Origin of the sequence: Trebonia kvetii (genome assembly GCF_007827045.1) — a bacterium.
Lineage (GTDB): Bacteria > Actinomycetota > Actinomycetes > Streptosporangiales > Streptosporangiaceae > Trebonia > Trebonia kvetii.
Genome location: NZ_RPFW01000004.1, coordinates 880,080 through 897,631, shown reverse-complemented (window position 1 = coordinate 897,631; position 17,552 = coordinate 880,080). Strand labels below are relative to the sequence as shown.

Genomic DNA, 17,552 nt, shown 5'->3' with positions numbered 1-17,552 from the left:
CGGCCGCCCGCCGGCTGTTGACGAGCGATCAACAGCCGGCGGGCGCGCCGTTTTCTGGAGATGATTGTGACCGATAACCCCGGGCGGCGGCGGTCGCCGCGCCCCGCACGGGCCGGTGGACCGCGGACCGCGGTCCACCGTGAGGTGCGGCTCGGCTCGGCGGAACTTGTCCCAGACCTCGACGCAGCGGATTCGTGGCTCCTATTCGTCGACGGGGTCCCGCAGAGCGGTGTCGACCTCGCCGACCCCGGCTACCTGGAGTTCGAGTACGTCCGCCGGATCGGGCACGTCGCCGACCTGGCTTTCCCGCCCGGCGAGGCGCTGCACGTGCTGCACCTGGGCGGCGGGGCGCTTACCCTCCCCCGCTATCTCGCGCACACCAGGCCAGGGTCGCGGCAACTGGTCGCCGAACTCGACGACACGCTGACCAGCCTCGTCCGCGAACGGCTGCCGCTGCCCACGGGACACCGCATCCGGGTGCGGGCCGCCGACGCGCGCGCCGTAGCGGAGTCGGCCCGCGAGGCCAGCTACGACCTGGTGATCGGCGACGTGTTCGCCGGGGCGGTGACGCCGCCGCACCTGACGACGGCGGAATTCGCCGCGGTGACCGCCCGCGCGCTGCGCCCGGGCGGCGTCTACGCGGTGAACGTCGCCGCGGGACCTACTGCTTCGTCAGGAACGACCCCCCGCGGACCACGCGATGGACTGGATGCGGCGCGGTCGGCGGTCGCCACCATCCGTTCGGTATATCCGGAGACGTGCATTGTCGCCGAGCCGAGCGTGCTGCGCGGACGGCGGCGGGGCAACATGGTGATCTTCGCGAGCGACAAGCCGCTGCCCGAGGCGGCGCTGTCGCGCGCGGCGGCGGCCGACCCCTTCCCCGCGCGGCTGGTGGCCGGCGAGGACCTGCGGCGCTTCACGGCGGGCGCCGCGGTGGTCACCGACGCGGCCATTGCCGCTAACACAGCCGCTGACACCGCCGAGCACAGTTCCACTTACGGGGCAGCGCAGTCCGGAGCCGCCGCGCAGCCAACGAACTGGTAACACGCCCGAATCATGCGTTCTTCGCTCGCATGTTCTTCTACCCTTGGCCCATGGACTTGCCCCCCTCAGGTTGGTACCCGGACCCGTACGGAACGCCTCGGCTGCTCCGCTGGTGGGACGGTACGAGCTGGACCCAGCACACCCACCCCGACCCGACGGCGGGCGGGGCGGGGCCAGCGGGCGGGGCGGCGGCGACCGGTGTGCAGTCGACGGCGGTCCAGTCCACCGCGGTGCAGTCGACCACGGTCCAGCCGGGCGCCGTGTCGTACGCGGGCGTGGAGTCGACCACGGTGGGCGCGACGGCCGTGCAGCCGTCTTCCGAGTGGCTGAGCAGGACAAAGCCGCCCACCGGGCCGCGTACCGCGCCGCAGCCCGCCCTGCCGTCGAGCCCCGGGGTCGCGGCCACCGCTGTGCAGTCCGCAGTGCAGCCGACGGCCGTGCAGTCGGCTGTCCAGCCGACCGCTTACCAGCCGGCCGCCTACCAGCCGACGGGCGCCGCGGGCGTTAACGACGGGGGCACCCAGGTGCTGTTCGTCGGCGACGACAACCCCTGGATGCTGCCTGGCGGGCTTGGGTCGGGCGGACCCGGCGGACCCGGCGGCCCGGGTGGGTTCGGCGGACCCGGCGTCCCGGGCGGACCCGGATACGGCAACCGGTTCGGTTACCTGGAAGCCCAGCGACGGCGGCGGCGCTGGATGATCGCCGGCCTCGCGGCGGGCACCGCCGTCGCCGTCGCCATGATCGCGGTCATCGCGTCCACCCTCGGCGCCTCGCCGTCGTCCACCGCCGCCCAGCGGACGCCGACCCCGCATAAGCACAAGACCACCCCGGCCGCCCCTGCCACGTCGGCCTCGGCGTCCCCGACCGCCTCGCCCACCACGAGCGACGGCTCGCTGCTGTCCGACGGCCAGTCGGGGCTGTCCTACCCGCAGCTCGCACAGCCATGGCAAGGCCCGTCGTGTCCGGGCGGGCTCAACAACGGCACGTTCACCTGGACCGCCGGCGAGTACGCGGTCGCCGGGCAGGTGAACGGCGGCTCCGCCACCTGGTACGGCGAGGCCTGCTCAGGGCCGCTGCCCGTGCAGTTCGGCTATCAAGGCGCCGCCAACCTGCAGCCCACCGCCGCCGCACTCGCGAACTCCTTCGAGAACGCCTACTACGGCGGCCTCGACCACACCATCACCCCGGGGGTCAGTCAGCCCATCTCGGTCAGCGGGCATGCCGGCTGGGAGGTCACCTACCAGGTCAGTTACACCAACGCGGCGACGCAGGGCGCCACCTGGACGGACGAGCAGGCGGCGGTGGTAGTGGTCGACCCAGGGACCGGGAACGAACCCTCGGTGTTCTTCACGTCAGTTCCGGGCAACCTCGGCGAGAGCAACGTCACCAGCCTGGTCTCGTCGCTCCAGTACTCCGCGCCGGTCGGCGTCACGCCGACAGACGGCACGCCGTCCGGCGTCGCCTCTGACGGCTCCGGCGGCGGGAACCCGGGCAACGGCCACGGCGGCGGGGACGGCGGCAACCACCCGTAACTCTCTGCCGTGGCCCGCTTCGTCGTCGCCCGTCCCGTCCTCGTCTGCCCGGAGAAGCCCGCTGACCACGGTGCCGCACTCGCGTAGACCGGAACCGACGAGAGTCCCCGCCTTTGGCTGGCTTTCGCCCCTGCTGTGTCCGGCGAGGCCGTGCACATACTCGTGACATGGACGACGACGGGGACGGGCTGTTCCGGGCGGATGGCGTCAGCAAGGTCTATCCGAACGGGATCCGGGCCAACGACGGAATCTCTCTGCACGCGGCGCCTGGTGAGGTTTACGGCCTGCTCGGGCCCAACGGCGCGGGCAAGACCACCCTGGTAAAGCAGGTCATCGGCCTGCTCAAGCCGACGGCTGGGCGTATCACGCTTGGTGCCTGCGACCTGGTGGCGGACCCGGCCGCTGCCCGGCAGCTCTGCTCCTACCTGCCGCAGGCGCAGGTGCCGATCGACTCGTTCCGCGCCAGAGAGGCGATCGTGCTATGCGGCCGGGTGCGGGGCGGCCGCCGGAAGGCGGTGGAGCGGCGTGCGGACGAGCTCATCGAAGCGCTCGACCTGGGCGAGTGGCGGGACAAACGCGGCATCGGCCTGTCTGGCGGGGTGAAGCGGCTTGTCGGGTTTGCCATGGTGACGGTGTGCCCAGGCCGGCTGGTGATCCTGGACGAGCCGACTAACGACGTTGATCCGCTGCGCCGCCGGCTGCTTTGGGAGCAGGTTCGGCAGCTCGGCGACCGGGGCGCCGTCGTCCTGCTCGTCACGCACAACGTGCTGGAGGCCGAGAAGGCGGTGGACCGGCTGGCGATCATCAGCGACGGCAGGCTGATCGCCGAGGGCACCCCGTCGGCAATGAAGGCCCGCGACCGCGGCCACCTGAGGCTCCAGCTGATGATCGCGCCGGGGCACGAGACGCCGGCGCTGCCGCCGTTCGCGCTGCGGTCCACCTTGGCCGGCCACAACCTGATGACCGTGATCGCGGAGGGGGACGCGGCGGTCGGCATCAAGTGGGCCCAGCAGGTCATCGCGGCCGGTGCGGCAGAAGAGTACGCGCTGAGCGCCACCTCGCTTGAGGACGCCTACATCGAGCTGACTGGCCGCGACTCCGCCGGGGGAGTCCCCGGCGGTATCGGAGGCTGAGCATGGCGATGTCGTGGCCCGGCGCATACTGGCGGATGGCCGTCTGGCACCTCGCGGAATTGCGCCTGTACCTGCCGGTGCTCAGCGCCGTCCTCATCCTGCAGGGAGCCGGCTTCGCGCTCGGCGTGGGGCTACTGTTCGGCACGATGCCACAGGCCGCCGCCATCTTCCTGGTGACCGGGGCACCGGTGATGAACCTCATCACGACCGGCCTCATCTTCGAGCCGCAGCTCGTCGCAGAGCAGCGCACCCGCGGCACCTATGAGTTCCTCCAGTCGCTGCCCGTTCCGCGCAGTGCCGCCGCGCTGGCCTGGTACACGGTCGCCCTGGGCACGGCGCTGCCAGCGGTGATCCTCACCCTGGTCGCCGGCGTGGCACGGTACCACCTGAGCCTTACCGTGACGCCCATGGTCGTTCCCGCCATGCTGCTGACCTGCCTGACCGGGGTGCTGCTCGGCCTGGCCATCGCGCACGGCATCACCGCGCCGATGGCGGCGGAGTTGGCCAGCACGACACTGATCTTCGTGATGTTCGGGTTCAGCCCGGTCGCGCTTCCTGCCTCGCAGCTGCCGGGCTGGCTGGCCGCGGTCAACCAGTGGCTGCCGTTCGGGTCGATGGCGACCATCGTCCGCGCGGCACTGGTGAACGGTGTGGCAAGCGGGGTACCTCGCGCCTACCTGGTGGTAGCCGCGTGGGCGGCGGGTTCCGCGCTCGTCGTGGCTTGGGCGCAGGGCCACAGAAGATAGCCAGGAGGTAGGCCATGAGCGTACGGCACGGCATGCGGTACTGGGCCGCCAGCTACGCGGCGATGCTCAGGTTCGACCTCGCCGCGCAGCGAAACTGGCTGCCGATGTTCGCGCTCATGCAGATCCTGTTCGGCGCCGGGATGGCTATCATCTACGGCTTCTACCTTGGGCGCCTGTCCAGGGACGCCGCCCTGTACATCGTCAGCGGCTCGCCGGCGCTTGCGGTGCTGACCGCCGGGCTGATCGGTGTGGTCATGATGGTCACCGAACGGCAGCAGGCTGGCAGCTGGGACTTCATCTGGTCGCTGCCCGTCCCGCGTTCCGCCGCCATGGCCTCCACGTTCACAGTGTTCACGCTGCTCTCGATTCCCGGGATCGCAGTGACCCTGGCCCTGGCCGCCTGGCGGTACGGCCTTGCCCTCACCGTGTCACCGGCGGTGGTGCCGGCGATGCTCCTGGCTTCGCTCATGGCCACCTCGGTCGGATTCACCATGGCGCAACTCATCGCCAGGCCGCTGGTGACCAACGCAATCGTCAACGCGCTGATCTTTATCGTGCTGATCTTCTCCCCGGTGCAGTTTCCGATCAGCCGCCTGCCGCTGTGGCTGGCCGACGTGCACCGAGTGCTGCCCATCTACTACCTAGGCCAGGTGCTGCGAGGATCGGTAACGCAAGGACTGGTCTCCAACCTGGCGCTGTCGTACGCGATGCTGGCCGCCTGGACGGCGGCCGCGTGGGCCGGGGCGGCCTGGGCCGTCGCCCGCCGGCGTTTACGTGCTGCCAGAAGAGTGTCGGCGGATCAGGGCATTTGCATGCCAGCATGCATCCCGCTCATGGCCAGCGCGGCGGCGATGAGGATGAAGATGACGCCCACGATCACTGCACCCCAGCCCAGCACCAGGCCAGCCAGTGCGACGCCGGCCCCCTGTTCCCCGGTGCGCCTGATCTGGCTCCGCGCCAGGTGGCCGAAGACGATCGCCGGGACGGTCGCCAGCGGCCCGACCACAAACTGGCCAAGCCCGCAGGCGAGGCTCGCTACCGCGAACCCGTTGGTCCTGGCCACAGGGGCCGCTACGGCCGGCCTGGCGGCAGCGCGCGCCACGTCCGCCCGCACGGGCAGGTCGGTCACGATCTGGTCCAGGTCGGCGTAGGTGCGCGCGGACAGGGCGGCCTCCAGGCGGGCGTCGTACTCGTCTTTGGACAGCCGGCCCTCGCTGTAGGCCGTGCCGAGGATCCCCGCCACACGGTCGCGGTCCGCGTCAGCGGCGCGTATCCCGCCGGGTCCGCCGCCGACCGCCGGATTGCCAGCCTCAGCCGCCATCGGTGCCTCCAGTGCCATCTCGTTCTTCGGTTTCTGTCAGTTCCGGCGAAAGAGCCATAGCGCGGGGATGCCGGCCACGACCGCGTAGGCAGCGAGGACGGCGAGATCGGTGCCAGCCCAGCCGAACCCGAACCACGCGTTCTGCACAGCGGTCACGAGATGGGTGAGTGGCAGCACGCTGCCAGCGTCGCGCAGACCCGCGGGCAGGACGGCGCGGGGCGGCGCGGTGCCCGAGATGAGCCACAGGACGAAGAACAGCATCAGGCCGATGCCCTGAGCCGAGCGACTGGTTTTGACGACTGCCGCGAGCAGCAGCCCGATCGCGCCGAAGGCCGCGGTTCCGGCCAGCAGGGCGACAAGAACCCCGAGCATGTCCTTGGGCAGCATGGCGTGATATGCGAGCCGGGCGACGATGGCCATCACGAGGGTGCCGGCTGCGAACGTGACGAGCGCGACCGTGAGCTGCGCGCCGACGAGGGCCAGCGTGGAGACTGAGGATGCGCGGAAGCGCCGCAGGATCCCGCGCTGGCGATAGCTGGCGAGGGTGATGGGGAGGGTCATAACCCCGAGCGCCGCGATAATCCCGGCTACCGAGGCCGCCGTGTAGTAGTTGGCGGGGGTCACGCCGCGCCAGATGAGCATCCCGTTCTGGATATTTCCCGCATCGGCCTGGTTGTTCCCGAACACGGCTGCCAGCAGCACCATCATCATCAGCGGGAATGCGAGTACGAAGACCACCGAGAAGGGCTCGCGGCGGAAGAGCCTGAACTCGGAGCGTGTCATCGCGAGGTAGCCGTGCATCGTTGTCACCTTCTGACGTCCCGTCCTGTCAGGGCCAGGAACGCATCCTCGACCGTCGGGCGCTCGACCCGCAGGTCAAGCGGGACGATATTGCGCGCGACAAGCTCGGACGCCACCAGCGCCAGCACCGGGCCGGTGCCGCGGATCTCGATCGCGTCCCCGTGCCGGGCCATGGACTCGACCACGTCAAGCTTCTCCAGCCAGCCCAGATCGGTCTCGGACGTGCTGAAACGCACGACCGACGGCAGCCCCAGCCCGTCGACCAGCCGCTGCGGGGTGTCGAGCGCCACCACCCTCCCCCGGTCGACGACAGCGACCCGGTCGCAGAGCTGCTCCGCCTCGTCCATGAAGTGCGTTACCAGCACGACTGTCGTACCGTCTTGCCGGATCTGGCGGATCAGCTCCCACGTCGCCCGCCTGGCCTGCGGATCCAGTCCCTGGGTCAGCTCGTCAAGGAAGACCACTTCAGGTGAATTGACGAACGCGAGCGCGATGAACAGCCGCTGGCGCTGACCGCCCGAGAGACTGTCGAAAGCCTGATTGCGCAGGTCGCGCAGTTGCCAGCGGGCGAGGATCTCGTCGCAGTCGACAGGATGCCTGGCGAAGGCCGCGAACAGCTCGATGGCCTCGGCGACCCGGAGCCGGCCAGGCAGCGAGGAGTCCTGCAGCTGCGAGCCGATGCGCTGCCGCAGTTGCCCGGCCTGGGTTGCCGGGTCGAGGCCAAGCACCCGGATCGTTCCCCCATCAGCGCGGCGCAGCCCCTGGACGCACTCGACGGTCGTCGTCTTGCCAGCGCCGTTCGGGCCGAGGATGCCAAAGATCTCCCCTGCCTTGACGACGAACGACAGGTCGTCAACAGCCATCACATGGCGGTAGGCCTTGCGAAGGTGATCTACCGTGATCACATCCATACAGGCAAGCTAAAGCCCACGGGAGACGGCCGCCAGAGACGAAAGTCCCCGGGCCTAGGGACCCTACGGATCAAGAATCTCGACGGTGAATGGCGGCGCAGCCTGCTCCAGGCGGGCGGCCCGGTCGGCCTGCCGCTGGTACATCAGGCCGTAGGTGAAGGTGTCCTCACCCGCCTCCCGGGCCTCTCCCGTAAGGTCGAGCAGCACGGTACGGGCGACAACGCTGTCGTGGTGGTCTCCGAGCACCTGCTGCAGGTCCTTGGCCGCCGCGGCCTGACGGCTGGCCGCGGCGCCAAGTGCGGGCTCTGCCGCTTCGGCGGCGTACCTGGCCCTCTTGGCCGCCTTGCGCGCCTCGTGGAGCGCCGCGTCACGGTCCTCGGCCTCGGGTACGGCGGCCAGGGCGCGCAGCAGCCGCCGCCCGGCCCGCCGGACTGGCTTGGCGAGTACCTTGCCCGCCCCGCGTTCCGCCCGTGGTGTCAGCGGCGGCCGGGCAAGCAGCCGGTCCAGGTCACCCCGAAGCCGCCGATAGCGCCGCCCGTCCAGCGCCGCCACCGCGGCCTTTCCCGCCTGCGCGAGCTCGGCGGTGAAGTGGGCGGTGATACGGGCCTCGACCGGCCCGGCGATCAGGGCGGGCGGTATACCAGCAAGGCCGGCCTTGATCAGGTCCAGCATCACCTCAGTGTCGCGCGCCTGCCCGAGCGCGATACCGAGCCACTTCAGCTCGTCACAGAGGGGCCGGGTCGCCTCCCTGTCGACGACGCTCCCGAAGGCCTGCAGCGCGCTGCGGGCCCGGCGGGTGGCCACCCGCATCTGGTGCACCGCGTCTGGCTCGTCCCGGCGGACCAGCGGGTCGTAGCGCGCGATGGCCGCGACCTGGTCGCGCAGGTAGGCGAGCACCACATCGGCGGCGGACGAGTGCCTGGTCAACGGCGGATCGTGGCGCGCGCCCGGATCGTGTTTCCGCTCGATCTCGCGTACGTCAGCGGCCATGTCTCCTCCCTCAATCAGTTTCACATGGTGACCCGAGTCATAACGACGAAGCCGCCCGCTCGATGAACACCTGCTGAGCACCCCTCCGGCACTCGCCCGCGGCGGGATGCCGGAGGACGTACTCGCCATCGGGCTGCATGTCCCACGCCGAGCAGTTGTCCGCCTCGTACGTACACAAGATGGCCTCCAGCTCGGTCTTGATGACCGGATCGTTGACGGGGGCGATCACTTCCATCCGCCGGGAGAGGTTGCGCGTCATCCAATCGGCCGAGCCTATGAAGAACTCGGGCGTGCCACCGTTCTCGAAGCGGTAGATCCTGCTGTGCTCCAGGAATCTGCCGAGGGTGCTGTAGACCTTAATCGTCGGTGACAACCCAGGTACCCCTGCCCGCAGGCAGCAGAGGCCGCGGACGTTGAGGACGATGGGGACGCCGGCCATGCTGGCCCGGTAGAGCTCCCGGATTATCTGCGGGTCCTGGAGTTGGTTCATCTTGGCCCGGATGCCGCAGGGGCGTCCGGCACGAGTGTGTTCGGCCTCGCGCCTGATCGCTGCGGTGAACCGCTCGCGGAGGTCGTGCGGCGCTACCAGCAGCTTGCCCGGGGTCGGAGCCGGGATGCCGCCGGTCAGCTCGTTGAAGACCGCCGCCGCGTGGGCGGCAAGTTCGGGATCCATGCTGAGCAGCCCCAGGTCCTCATACAGCCGTGCCGTTCCCTCGTGGTAGTTTCCCGTGCCGACGTGGACGTAGCGGCGGATGCCTGCTGGCTCCTCACGCACCACCAGCGCCAGCTTGACGTGCGTCTTTACCCGCTCCACGCCGTACGCGACGTGAGCTCCCGCCTCTTCGAGCTCCCTGCCCCAGCTGATGTTGGGCGCCTCGTCGAAGCGTGCCGTGATCTCAACGAGGACCGCCACCTGCTTGCCGCGGCGGGCCGCCTCTTTAAGCGCCTGGATGATCGGGGAGCGGCGGCCGGTGCGGTAGATCGTGAGTTTGATCGCCAGGACGGCCGGGTCAATGGCGGCACTCTGCAGGAAGCGCAAGATCGAGGTGTCGAAGCTGTGATAGGGCAGGTGCACCAGGATGTCCCCGCGGCGGATCTCGTCGAACACCGCGGCCGGGTCGGTGCGGTCCAGGGCCCGCAGCCGCGGATGAGTCACCGGCTCGTGCGGAGCGTCACGCAGCTCGGCATGGCCTTCCACCGGCAGGTCCATGAGGTCGCCGAGGCTCAGCAGCCCGGGAGTCGCGATGACGTCGGCAGGATCGGCGCCGAGCTGAGCAGCGAGCCAGTTCCGCAGAGCAGCGGGCATGTCGGCGCTGACCTCCAGACGCACCACGCCCGCGTACTTTCGAGCGGACAGCTCAGCCGTAACCATCCCGATGATCGCACCAGGCGAGAGCTCCACGTCCTCGTCGTCGGCCTGGTCGGTCCATGGATCGTCCTTCGCTCCCCTGGTGACCCGGAAGAAGTAGCAAGCCGACACCGATGCCCGCGGGAAGATCGCGCTCAGGTTGTCGGCGATCACCTGCTCGAGGGGCACCCAGCCCGCATGGTCCGGCAGCGGCACCCAGCGCGGCCGGTTGGCAGGCACCTTGATCCGGACGAAGCGGGGATTCCTGCGACCCGGCTCGCTTACCAGTACCGCCAGGTTGAGGCCGAGGTTGCTGATGAACGGGAACGGATGCGCGGCGTCAGCCGCCAGCGGAACGAGGATCGGTTCCACCGAGTCCATGCAGTACCGGGTGAGGAAGTCCCGCTGGGACGGGCTGAGGTCACCGGCATTCAGGATCGGCAGTCCCAGGTCGCGCAGCGCGGGGCGCAACTGCTCGTCCACCACAGTGGCCACCAGCTGCTGCTGGGACCGCAGCTCCGCACGGCAGGCCTTGAGCGCTTCGGCCGGGGTGAGGCCGTCCGGTCCGCGTCTGGCCCAGCCCTTGCGGGCCTGCCGAAACAGGCCGCCGATCCGCTTCATGGCGAATTCGTCGTAGATCGTGCCCATGATCCCGGCGAACTTGACCCGCTCGAGTAGCGGCTGCCCGGGGTCTTCGGCCAGGGCAAGCACGCGTCGGGCGAAACTCAGCCAGCTGAGCTCCCGGTTGATGAGGGCCGCCGGAGAGTCCGGCGTGATCTGTTCAAGCTCTGTCATCTACCTGCACCTCGGCACGCGCGCCTCAGAACGAGCCGGGATTAGCGAAGCTAAGCCGACATGTGCGGGACGACAACTCACTACCCCCGGCACGATCTGTGCCTGTCCAGGCGTCAAGCGCCTGGTTATTAACACAAGGCTCTACGAGGAGAACGATGGCTGTCCAGGGCCGAACGTCCCCGCGCCATTTCGGCGGCGCGGGGGTGTGGCGGCGGGCAAACGAGCGGGGGCCGGGGCCGGGCATTCGGCACGGCTAGCCCCCGCGCGGCGGTACCGGTCAGGAATTGACCGGGAACCCGAGGTTGACCCCGCCGTGGCTCGGGTCGAGCCAGCGGGAGGTGACCACCTTGCCGCGGGTGTAGAAGTGGACGCCCTCGGTGCCGTGCATGTGGGTGTCGCCGAACAGCGACGCCTTCCACCCGCCGAAGGAGTAGTACGCCATCGGCACCGGGATCGGCACGTTGACGCCGACCATGCCGATCTCGGCCTCGGAGACGAAGCGGCGGGCCGCTCCCCCGTCGTTGGTGAAGATCGCCACGCCGTTGCCGTACGGGCTGTCGTTGACCAGCCGGACCGCCTCGTCGTATGACTGCGCGCGGACCACCGACAGCACCGGGCCGAAGATCTCGTCGGTGTAGGAGGTGTTGTCCGCCGTCACGTTGTCGAGCAGCGACGGGCCAAGCCAGAACCCGCCGGCCGTGGCGGCCGAGTCGTCACTGCTGACCGGGTGGGTCCGGCCGTCGATGGCCAGGGTCGCGCCCTGGGTGACGCCGGTCTCCAGGTAGGACGCCACCTTGTCGCGGTGCGCGCCAGTGACCAGCGGGCCCATCTCCGAGCGCCGGTCGGCGCCGGGGCCGATGGTCAGCTTGGCGACGCGCTCCTTGATCTTCTCGATGAGCGGGTCGGCGATCGGCTCGACCGCGACAAGCGCGGAGATCGCCATGCAGCGCTCGCCCGCGCTGCCGTAGCCGGCCGAGACCGCCGCGTCGGCGGCCAGGTCCAGGTCGGCGTCGGGCAGGACGACCATGTGGTTCTTGGCGCCGCCGAGCGCCTGCACCCGCTTGCCGTGCTGCGTCCCCGTCTCGTACACGTACCTGGCGATCGGCGTGGAGCCGACGAAGGAGACCGCGGCGATGTCCCGGTGGGTGAGCAGCGCGTCGACGGCGACCTTGTCGCCGTGCACCACGTTGAACACGCCGTCGGGCAGGCCGGCCTCCGCCCAGAGCCTGGCGAGCAGGATGGAGGCGGACGGGTCCTTCTCCGATGGCTTGAGTATGAACGCGTTGCCGCAGGCGATCGCCAGCGGGAACATCCACATCGGCACCATGGCGGGGAAGTTGAACGGGGTGATCCCGGCGACGACGCCGAGCGGCTGCCTGATCGAATACGAGTCCACCCCGGTGGACACGTTCTCCGAGAAGCCGCCCTTGAGCAAGTGCGGGATGCCGCAGGCGAACTCGACCACCTCGAGGCCGCGGGCGACCTCGCCCGCCGCGTCCGCGGCGACCTTGCCGTGCTCGCTGGTGATCAGCGCGGCGATCTCCTCGGTGTGGCTCTTGACCAGCTCGCGGAAGGCGAACAGCACCGTGGCCCGCTTGGCGAGCGAGATCTTGCCCCACGACTTGGCGGCCTCCGTGGCGGCGGCCACCGCGTCGTTGACCTCCTGGATGGTAGCGAAGTCGACGGCGCCGGTGACCTGCCCGGTCGCAGGGTCGTAGATGTCGCCCTGCCGCTCCGCCGTGCCGGTCCAGGGCTTGCCGTTGATCCAGTGGGTGACGTGCTTGGCGGACATCAGGCGCCTGCCCCTGTGCCAGTTGTCTCAGCGTCTACCGCGCGGAGGGCGTCGACGAGCAGGCCGAGGCCCTCGCGCGCCTCCGCCTCGCTCAGCGTCAGCGGCGGCGCCATCCGCAGGGTCGACCCGTACAGGCCGCCCTTGCCGACGAGCAGGCCGCGCTCCTTGGCCGCCTCGAGTGCCTTGGCGGCCAGGGCGGGCGCGGGCTTGCCGGTAGACGGATCGGCCAGGTCGACGGCGAACATCAGGCCCTTGCCGCGCACGTCGGCGACGGTCTTGAGCTCGTTGGCCGCGGTCCTGAGCCCGGCGATGATGATGTCGCCGCAGGCGGCGGCGTTGGCCTGCAGGTCGTGGGAGAGCACGTAGTCGAGGGTGGCGTTGCCCGCCGCGGTGGAGATCGGGTTGCCGCCGAAGGTGGAGATGCCGTTGCCGCGGATGCCGTCGAGCACGTCGCCGCGGCCGACGACGCCGCCGATCGCGAACCCGTTGCCGAGGCCCTTGGCGAACGTCATGAGGTCCGGGGTGATGCGGTGTGCCTGGATGCCCCAGAAGTGCTCGCCGGTGCGGCCCCAGCCGGTCTGCACCTCGTCGGAGATGAACAGGATGCCGTGCTCGTCGAGGACTTCCTTGTAGGCGCGGAACAGCCCGTCGGGCGCCATGGTGAACCCGCCCACGCCCTGGATCGGCTCGGCGATCAGCGCCCCGACGTCGGCCGGGTGGATCGCGGCGGCCAGCAGTGCGCGCAGGTCCTCGACGCACGCGTCGATGAATTCCGCGTCGCTCAGGTTGCGGTAGGCGGGCAGCTGACGGTCGGTGCCGTGGAGATAGTGAGTACCGAACGGATCGTTGCTGCTCGCTTTCCAGCTCGCGTTGCCCGTGATCGCGACAGTGCCGAAGGTGCGGCCATGGTAGGAGTTGCGCATCGCCAGGACCTGGTTGGCCTTGCGGGCGGACAGGGCGGCGGCGAGCGCGGTCTCGTTGGCCTCGGAACCGGAGTTCGTGAAGAAGACCTTGGCGCCGGAGATGCCGGACAGCTTGGCGATCTTCTCGGCGAGCTCGACCTGACCGCGGATCAGGTAGAGCGTCGAGGTGTGGTAGATCCCGGTCGCGAGCTGCCGCTCGACCGCCTCACGTACCTCGGCCACGTCGTAGCCGAGCATGTTGGTGAGGATGCCGGCGAAGAAGTCGAGGTAGCTGCGGCCCTGGCTGTCGGTGACCCGGCATCCCTTGCCGCCGATGATCTCGATCGGCTCGCTGTAGTTGAGTGCGACCCAGGAAGGGATAACCGCGCGATGGCGGGCAAGGAGATCTGACATGGTCCCAGTCTGCCCGCGCCCGGCCCCGGAGCCTAGTGACAGTCTGCCACGAATTTCGGCGTCTTCCTTACATGTTGTAAGGTCGGGACCATGTTGGTGAGGCCAGTCGGTGCCGCTGACGCTTCGTGAGGTTCTCGACCTCGACGCCGTTCGCCGCGGCACGCCGCGGGTGGTCGCGGGCGCGGAGCGGCTTGACGTCACCGTGCGCTGGGTGCACGCGCTTGAGCTGACCGACATCAGGCGGCTGCTGCGCGGCGGCGAGCTCGTGCTGTCCACCGGTATCGCGCTGCCGGAGTCCGCCGCGGGCCTTGCCGAGTACGTGGCCGCGCTGGCGGACGTGGGCATCGCAGGCCTCGCCGTGGAGCTTGGCCGCAGGTACGCGGCCAAGCTGCCTGACGCGCTAGTCGGCGCGGCGCAGGCGCGGTGCGTACCGCTGATCGAGCTCCGCCACGAGGTGCCGTTCATCGAGATCACCGAGGCCGTGCACACCCGGATCATCGACGAACTGCTGGTCTCGCGCGCCGCGGCCACCCTGGCACTCGGCCAGGTGCTGACGTCGCGGGGCGAGTCGCTCGAGCGCCAGGCGCACCGGACGCTGATCAGCGCGATCATCGAGCGGTCAGGCGTGGCGCTCGACGCGGACGAGGCCGAGGCCAGGGCCCGGGCGATGGGCGTGGAGGTGGCCGGCCGCGAGCTTGTCGCGGTGGTGGCCCGGCTGCCCGACGCGGGACCGTACCCAGCCGGCGAGGCTGGCAGGGTCGGCGCAGCCGGCGGGAGTGGCGGGACGGGCACGGCCGGCGCTACTGGCCCGGCTGGCGGGCACGCCGCCGTGCTCGGTGTCGCGGAGGCGATGGCGGCGAGCTGCCGCGCGAGCGGCGTTCCCGCGCTTGTCGGCGCGCTCGACGACGTGCGGGCCGGAGCCCTGCTCTCGCTGCCGCCTGGCGGCGATGACGACGGCCCGCTGCGCGCTCTCGCGGCCCGGCTCGCCGGGCCGGGCGGGGCTGTCGGGCTAGACCGGGCCGCAGGAGCTGGCCTGGTGATCGGCGCCAGCCGGCCCGCGGAGTCGCTCGGCGCGGTCCGCGCGGCGTTCCGCGAGGCCCGCGAGGTCGCCGACGTGGCACTGCGGCAGCCGGACGGGGTCGGACGGCGCCGCTACTACCGGCTGCCCGACCTGCGGCTGCGCGGCCTGCTGCACCTGCTGCGTGACGACGACCGGCTTGGCGCGTTCGCCGGCCGTGAGCTGGGACCGCTGCTGTCCTACGACGCGGAGCACGGCACCAGCCTGGCCGCCGACCTGGCCGTCTTCCTGGATTCCGGCGGCAACAAGGCCCTCGCCGCCTCTCGCGCGCACCTGGCGCGGCCCACGTTCTACCAGCGGCTCGCGCTCATCGAGCGGATACTCGGGGTCAGCCTCGCCGACCCCGAGTCCCGCACCTCCCTGCACGTCGCCCTGCTCACCCAGCAGGACGGCCGCTTATCAGTCGAGGCAGAATTCGTTGCCTTCCGGGTCGGCCATGACGATCCAGCCGACATCCGGCGGCTGGTCGGCCGCGACGATGGCGCCGAGGCCTACCAGGCGTGCCAGTTCCGCTTGCTTATCGTCACTGTCCGGACTGACGTCCAGGTGGACCCGGTTCTTGACCCGCTTCTGCTCCTCGACCGTCTGGAAGTACAGCCGGGGCATGCCGTCAGAGAGCGGCATGACGACGTACTCGACGTGACCCGGCGTGGCGTCGCGCTCCCGCGCGGTGCCGCCCGTGACGGCCGCCCAGAACACGGCCTGCGCCCTGGCATCGGCGCAGTCGAACGTGATGTTGTGAATGGTGGAGTGCATGGTTTGCTCCGCTTTCTTCGCGGGCGCCCTCCGCCGCAGACGTCAGGAGCTGACGGCGGGCGCGGGAGAATGTCTCGACATCGACCGCACCCCCTCCCGTGGCTCGCCATTGTGACGTCAGGCAGAGCATCTCACGGCGCGAGCCCCAGGGCCAACGGATATTGGCGCCTGAGGTCAGTGCCTATGGACGCCTGCGGCGTCAGGGGCCGTCGAGGAACGGCGTGATCAGCGCGAGCAACTCGCGCGGCCGCCTGGTCATGCCCATGTGCGTGGTGCCTGGCAGCATGGCGAGCTGGGCGTCAGGCAGCATGGCGAACAGCTCGGCCACGTCGGACAACGGCCAGAAGTCGCGGTCGCCGAACATCAGCAGCGTCGGGGCCCGCAGCGACTTGAGCTGTTCGGCGGTCCAGCCGGGAAACTCGTGGACGAGTGCGCTTGTCATTGCGGCGGACTCAGCGAAGCGCTCGGGCTCCGGCGCGACCGCCACGTAGGCGTCGCGCATCGCCTCGAAGTCCTCGCGCGTCGGCAGCCGGTCCTCGCTGATCGGCACGCTTTCCCTGCCCGGCGGCCGGTGGGCGTCCGCCGACGCGATGATCAGCCGGCCGACGCGGTCTGGGGCGGTCAGCGCCACCGCGTACGCGACGAGACCGCCGAGGCTGAGGCCGAACAGGTCGGCCTCGGCGATGGCCAGATGGTCGAGCAGTGCGACGACGTCGGCGGCCAGCGCCTCGATCGTCATCGGGCGGTCAGTGATGGCGGTGTGCCCGTGGCCCTGGAACTCCACCGCGATCACCTGCCTGCCCGCGGCGAGCGGCTCGAGCAGCGGCCCGAAGGTCAGGTCGATGGTCACCACCCCGCCGTGCAGCAGCACGAGCGGCCGCCCGCTGCCGCGGACCTCGTAGTAGACCTCGATGCCGTTCACTGGTGCGTACGCCATAACAGTGCAGACCGTGCACGCTCCGTGAACTCATCGGCCCTTGTCAGGCCTGTTCCGGCGCGGACGCGGACTCCCCGGGACCCGGTCTCCTGATGTACCACTCGGTGAACTCACGGCACCGCCCCGCCTGGTCGAAACGCATCACGAAGCAGTTGTCGAACACCTGGTCAACCGGGCCGCCCGGCTCGGTCAGGTAGGTGCTGCTTCCGGTCGCTACCGCGACATCGCCGTCGACCGCGACCGTCCGGTAGACGGCGTCGAAGGTGCCTGGCGCGTCGACCGTCGACGCGCCCGGGTGTTCCGCCTCGCCGAGCCAGGTGCCGACGACCGCCGCGCGTCCCGTCACCGGCTCGTCGAAGGGGTGATAGCGGTAGCTGACGTCCTCGGCGAACAGCGCGCCGATCAGGTCGCGGTCGTTGCTCTTCCACGCCGTGACATACGCGTCGAGCCAGCGGTCGACCTCCGCCTTGTCCATGCGCACCTCCGGACGCCAGTCTCACACGGGCGGATCACACACTACTGACCGCCCGGGGTGCGGCACACGGGCGGGCTCAGTGGGCAACCACGCCGGTGGCTGGATCGATCACCACGGACGCGGCCTGCCCGGACCCCGCAGGGGCCCCACACCACCGTGAGCGGCTTGAGTCCGCCGAGCGGGAGCACGGCTCGCACGGTACGCAGCAGGATGGCGTCGGTTGACTGGTTGCTGACCTGGACGCCGAGCTGAAGCTTATGCCCGGTCTGGGTGGCGCAGGAGGCGACGTCCTGGGTGAGCGCGGGTGAGTCGGCGAACGAGAACGCCGTGGCGGGCGTCGCAATGCTGGGCTCGGGTGGCGTGGGCCGCAGCACGACGGTCACCGTGGGGGCCGCTCGCGGGGCGGCGGTCACGTGGCTGTCGCCTGCCGCGTACCCGGCGGCGAGGCCGATGGCCAGCGCCGCCACGGCGAGGATTCCGGCGCCGCGTGACGGCCGCCAGCCAGCGGGCAGGCGCGGGGCCCGCCGCTCGCCTAGCTCAAGGACGTCATTGGAGTCATGACCGGCATCCATGATGC

Annotated in this window: 15 protein-coding genes and 1 pseudogene; 6 read left to right on the top strand and 10 right to left on the bottom strand. The window is 70.3% G+C overall.

What is annotated here, in order from left to right; translation table 11 throughout:
• Positions 1-66: 66 nt before the first annotated feature.
• The 5 genes and pseudogenes from EAS64_RS24050 to EAS64_RS47575 all read left to right on the top strand — a co-directional run.
• The gene (locus tag EAS64_RS24050) at positions 67-1,044 is read left to right on the top strand and encodes a spermidine synthase (protein WP_246115830.1); all 978 of its coding nucleotides are present in this window, start codon (positions 67-69) and stop codon (positions 1,042-1,044) included.
• A gap of 50 nt (positions 1,045-1,094) precedes the next feature.
• Positions 1,095-2,576: a DUF2510 domain-containing protein gene (locus EAS64_RS44970; RefSeq protein ID WP_222849533.1), complete on the top strand. Its 1,482-nt coding sequence runs from the start codon at positions 1,095-1,097 to the stop codon at positions 2,574-2,576.
• A gap of 167 nt (positions 2,577-2,743) precedes the next feature.
• Complete coding sequence (locus tag EAS64_RS24040) at positions 2,744-3,709, top strand: ABC transporter ATP-binding protein (RefSeq protein WP_145856249.1); 966 nt, start codon at positions 2,744-2,746, stop codon at positions 3,707-3,709.
• Between the two features lie 2 nt (positions 3,710-3,711).
• Positions 3,712-4,455 carry an ABC transporter permease gene (locus EAS64_RS24035; RefSeq protein WP_145856247.1) on the top strand — a complete coding sequence of 248 codons (744 nt, stop codon included), beginning with the start codon at positions 3,712-3,714 and terminating at the stop codon, positions 4,453-4,455.
• A gap of 14 nt (positions 4,456-4,469) precedes the next feature.
• Positions 4,470-5,192: pseudogene (locus EAS64_RS47575) on the top strand (ABC transporter permease); the annotation flags it as partial.
• Between the two features lie 62 nt (positions 5,193-5,254).
• On the opposite strand, the gene EAS64_RS47570 reads toward EAS64_RS47575, so the two are convergent.
• From EAS64_RS47570 to EAS64_RS23995, 7 genes are all read right to left on the bottom strand, one after another.
• The gene (locus tag EAS64_RS47570; RefSeq protein ID WP_187366135.1) at positions 5,255-5,776 is read right to left on the bottom strand and encodes a DUF1707 and DUF4190 domain-containing protein; all 522 of its coding nucleotides are present in this window, start codon (positions 5,774-5,776) and stop codon (positions 5,255-5,257) included.
• A gap of 36 nt (positions 5,777-5,812) precedes the next feature.
• The gene (locus tag EAS64_RS24020) at positions 5,813-6,577 is read right to left on the bottom strand and encodes an ABC transporter permease (protein WP_145856241.1); all 765 of its coding nucleotides are present in this window, start codon (positions 6,575-6,577) and stop codon (positions 5,813-5,815) included.
• Between the two features lie 5 nt (positions 6,578-6,582).
• Entirely contained in the window at positions 6,583-7,440 is an 858-nt protein-coding gene (locus EAS64_RS24015) for an ABC transporter ATP-binding protein (protein ID WP_342782068.1), read from the bottom strand.
• Between the two features lie 111 nt (positions 7,441-7,551).
• On the bottom strand, positions 7,552-8,478 hold the full coding sequence (locus tag EAS64_RS24010) for a CHAD domain-containing protein (RefSeq protein WP_187366134.1): 927 nt from the start codon (positions 8,476-8,478) through the stop codon (positions 7,552-7,554).
• 37 nt (positions 8,479-8,515) lie between these two features.
• Positions 8,516-10,621, bottom strand: coding sequence for a polyphosphate kinase 1 (ppk1, locus tag EAS64_RS24005; protein ID WP_145856235.1), 2,106 nt, complete (start codon positions 10,619-10,621; stop codon positions 8,516-8,518).
• Positions 10,622-10,898: 277 nt separating this feature from the next.
• Complete coding sequence (locus EAS64_RS24000; RefSeq protein ID WP_145856232.1) at positions 10,899-12,413, bottom strand: CoA-acylating methylmalonate-semialdehyde dehydrogenase; 1,515 nt, start codon at positions 12,411-12,413, stop codon at positions 10,899-10,901.
• The gene (locus EAS64_RS23995) at positions 12,413-13,729 is read right to left on the bottom strand and encodes an aspartate aminotransferase family protein (RefSeq protein ID WP_145856230.1); all 1,317 of its coding nucleotides are present in this window, start codon (positions 13,727-13,729) and stop codon (positions 12,413-12,415) included. The genes EAS64_RS24000 and EAS64_RS23995 overlap by 1 nt, the downstream gene beginning before the upstream one ends.
• Before the next feature lie 109 nt (positions 13,730-13,838).
• Between EAS64_RS23995 and EAS64_RS23990 the strand changes: the two genes are divergently transcribed.
• Positions 13,839-15,788 carry a PucR family transcriptional regulator gene (locus EAS64_RS23990; protein WP_439333620.1) on the top strand — a complete coding sequence of 650 codons (1,950 nt, stop codon included), beginning with the start codon at positions 13,839-13,841 and terminating at the stop codon, positions 15,786-15,788.
• Here the strand turns inward: EAS64_RS23990 and EAS64_RS23980 are convergent.
• Genes EAS64_RS23980 through EAS64_RS23970 form a run of 3 tightly spaced genes read right to left on the bottom strand, consistent with a single transcriptional unit; the run spans position 15,763 to position 17,547 of the window.
• Positions 15,763-16,500: an alpha/beta fold hydrolase gene (locus tag EAS64_RS23980; RefSeq protein ID WP_145856228.1), complete on the bottom strand. Its 738-nt coding sequence runs from the start codon at positions 16,498-16,500 to the stop codon at positions 15,763-15,765. The two genes, EAS64_RS23990 and EAS64_RS23980, sit on opposite strands and share 26 nt — an antisense overlap.
• Positions 16,501-16,543: 43 nt before the next feature.
• Complete coding sequence (locus EAS64_RS23975) at positions 16,544-16,975, bottom strand: YybH family protein (RefSeq protein ID WP_145856226.1); 432 nt, start codon at positions 16,973-16,975, stop codon at positions 16,544-16,546.
• A gap of 41 nt (positions 16,976-17,016) precedes the next feature.
• The gene (locus EAS64_RS23970) at positions 17,017-17,547 is read right to left on the bottom strand and encodes a hypothetical protein (protein WP_145856225.1); all 531 of its coding nucleotides are present in this window, start codon (positions 17,545-17,547) and stop codon (positions 17,017-17,019) included.
• Between the last annotated feature and the right edge of the window lie 5 nt (positions 17,548-17,552).

Bases quoted from the DNA above. Each gene is read 5' to 3' on its own strand.
- EAS64_RS44970 (WP_222849533.1), top strand. From the start codon at position 1,095: ATGGACTTGCCCCCCTCAGGTTGGTACCCGGACCCGTACGGAACGCCT.
- EAS64_RS24040 (WP_145856249.1), top strand. From the start codon at position 2,744: ATGGACGACGACGGGGACGGGCTGTTCCGGGCGGATGGCGTCAGCAAG.
- EAS64_RS24035 (WP_145856247.1), top strand. From the start codon at position 3,712: ATGGCGATGTCGTGGCCCGGCGCATACTGGCGGATGGCCGTCTGGCAC.
- EAS64_RS47570 (WP_187366135.1), bottom strand. From the start codon at position 5,776: ATGGCGGCTGAGGCTGGCAATCCGGCGGTCGGCGGCGGACCCGGCGGG.
- EAS64_RS24020 (WP_145856241.1), bottom strand. From the start codon at position 6,577: ATGCACGGCTACCTCGCGATGACACGCTCCGAGTTCAGGCTCTTCCGC.
- EAS64_RS24015 (WP_342782068.1), bottom strand. From the start codon at position 7,440: ATGGCTGTTGACGACCTGTCGTTCGTCGTCAAGGCAGGGGAGATCTTT.
- EAS64_RS24010 (WP_187366134.1), bottom strand. From the start codon at position 8,478: ATGGCCGCTGACGTACGCGAGATCGAGCGGAAACACGATCCGGGCGCG.
- ppk1 (WP_145856235.1), bottom strand. From the start codon at position 10,621: ATGACAGAGCTTGAACAGATCACGCCGGACTCTCCGGCGGCCCTCATC.
- EAS64_RS24000 (WP_145856232.1), bottom strand. From the start codon at position 12,413: ATGTCCGCCAAGCACGTCACCCACTGGATCAACGGCAAGCCCTGGACC.
- EAS64_RS23995 (WP_145856230.1), bottom strand. From the start codon at position 13,729: ATGTCAGATCTCCTTGCCCGCCATCGCGCGGTTATCCCTTCCTGGGTC.
- EAS64_RS23980 (WP_145856228.1), bottom strand. From the start codon at position 16,500: ATGGCGTACGCACCAGTGAACGGCATCGAGGTCTACTACGAGGTCCGC.
- EAS64_RS23975 (WP_145856226.1), bottom strand. From the start codon at position 16,975: ATGGACAAGGCGGAGGTCGACCGCTGGCTCGACGCGTATGTCACGGCG.
- EAS64_RS23970 (WP_145856225.1), bottom strand. From the start codon at position 17,547: ATGGATGCCGGTCATGACTCCAATGACGTCCTTGAGCTAGGCGAGCGG.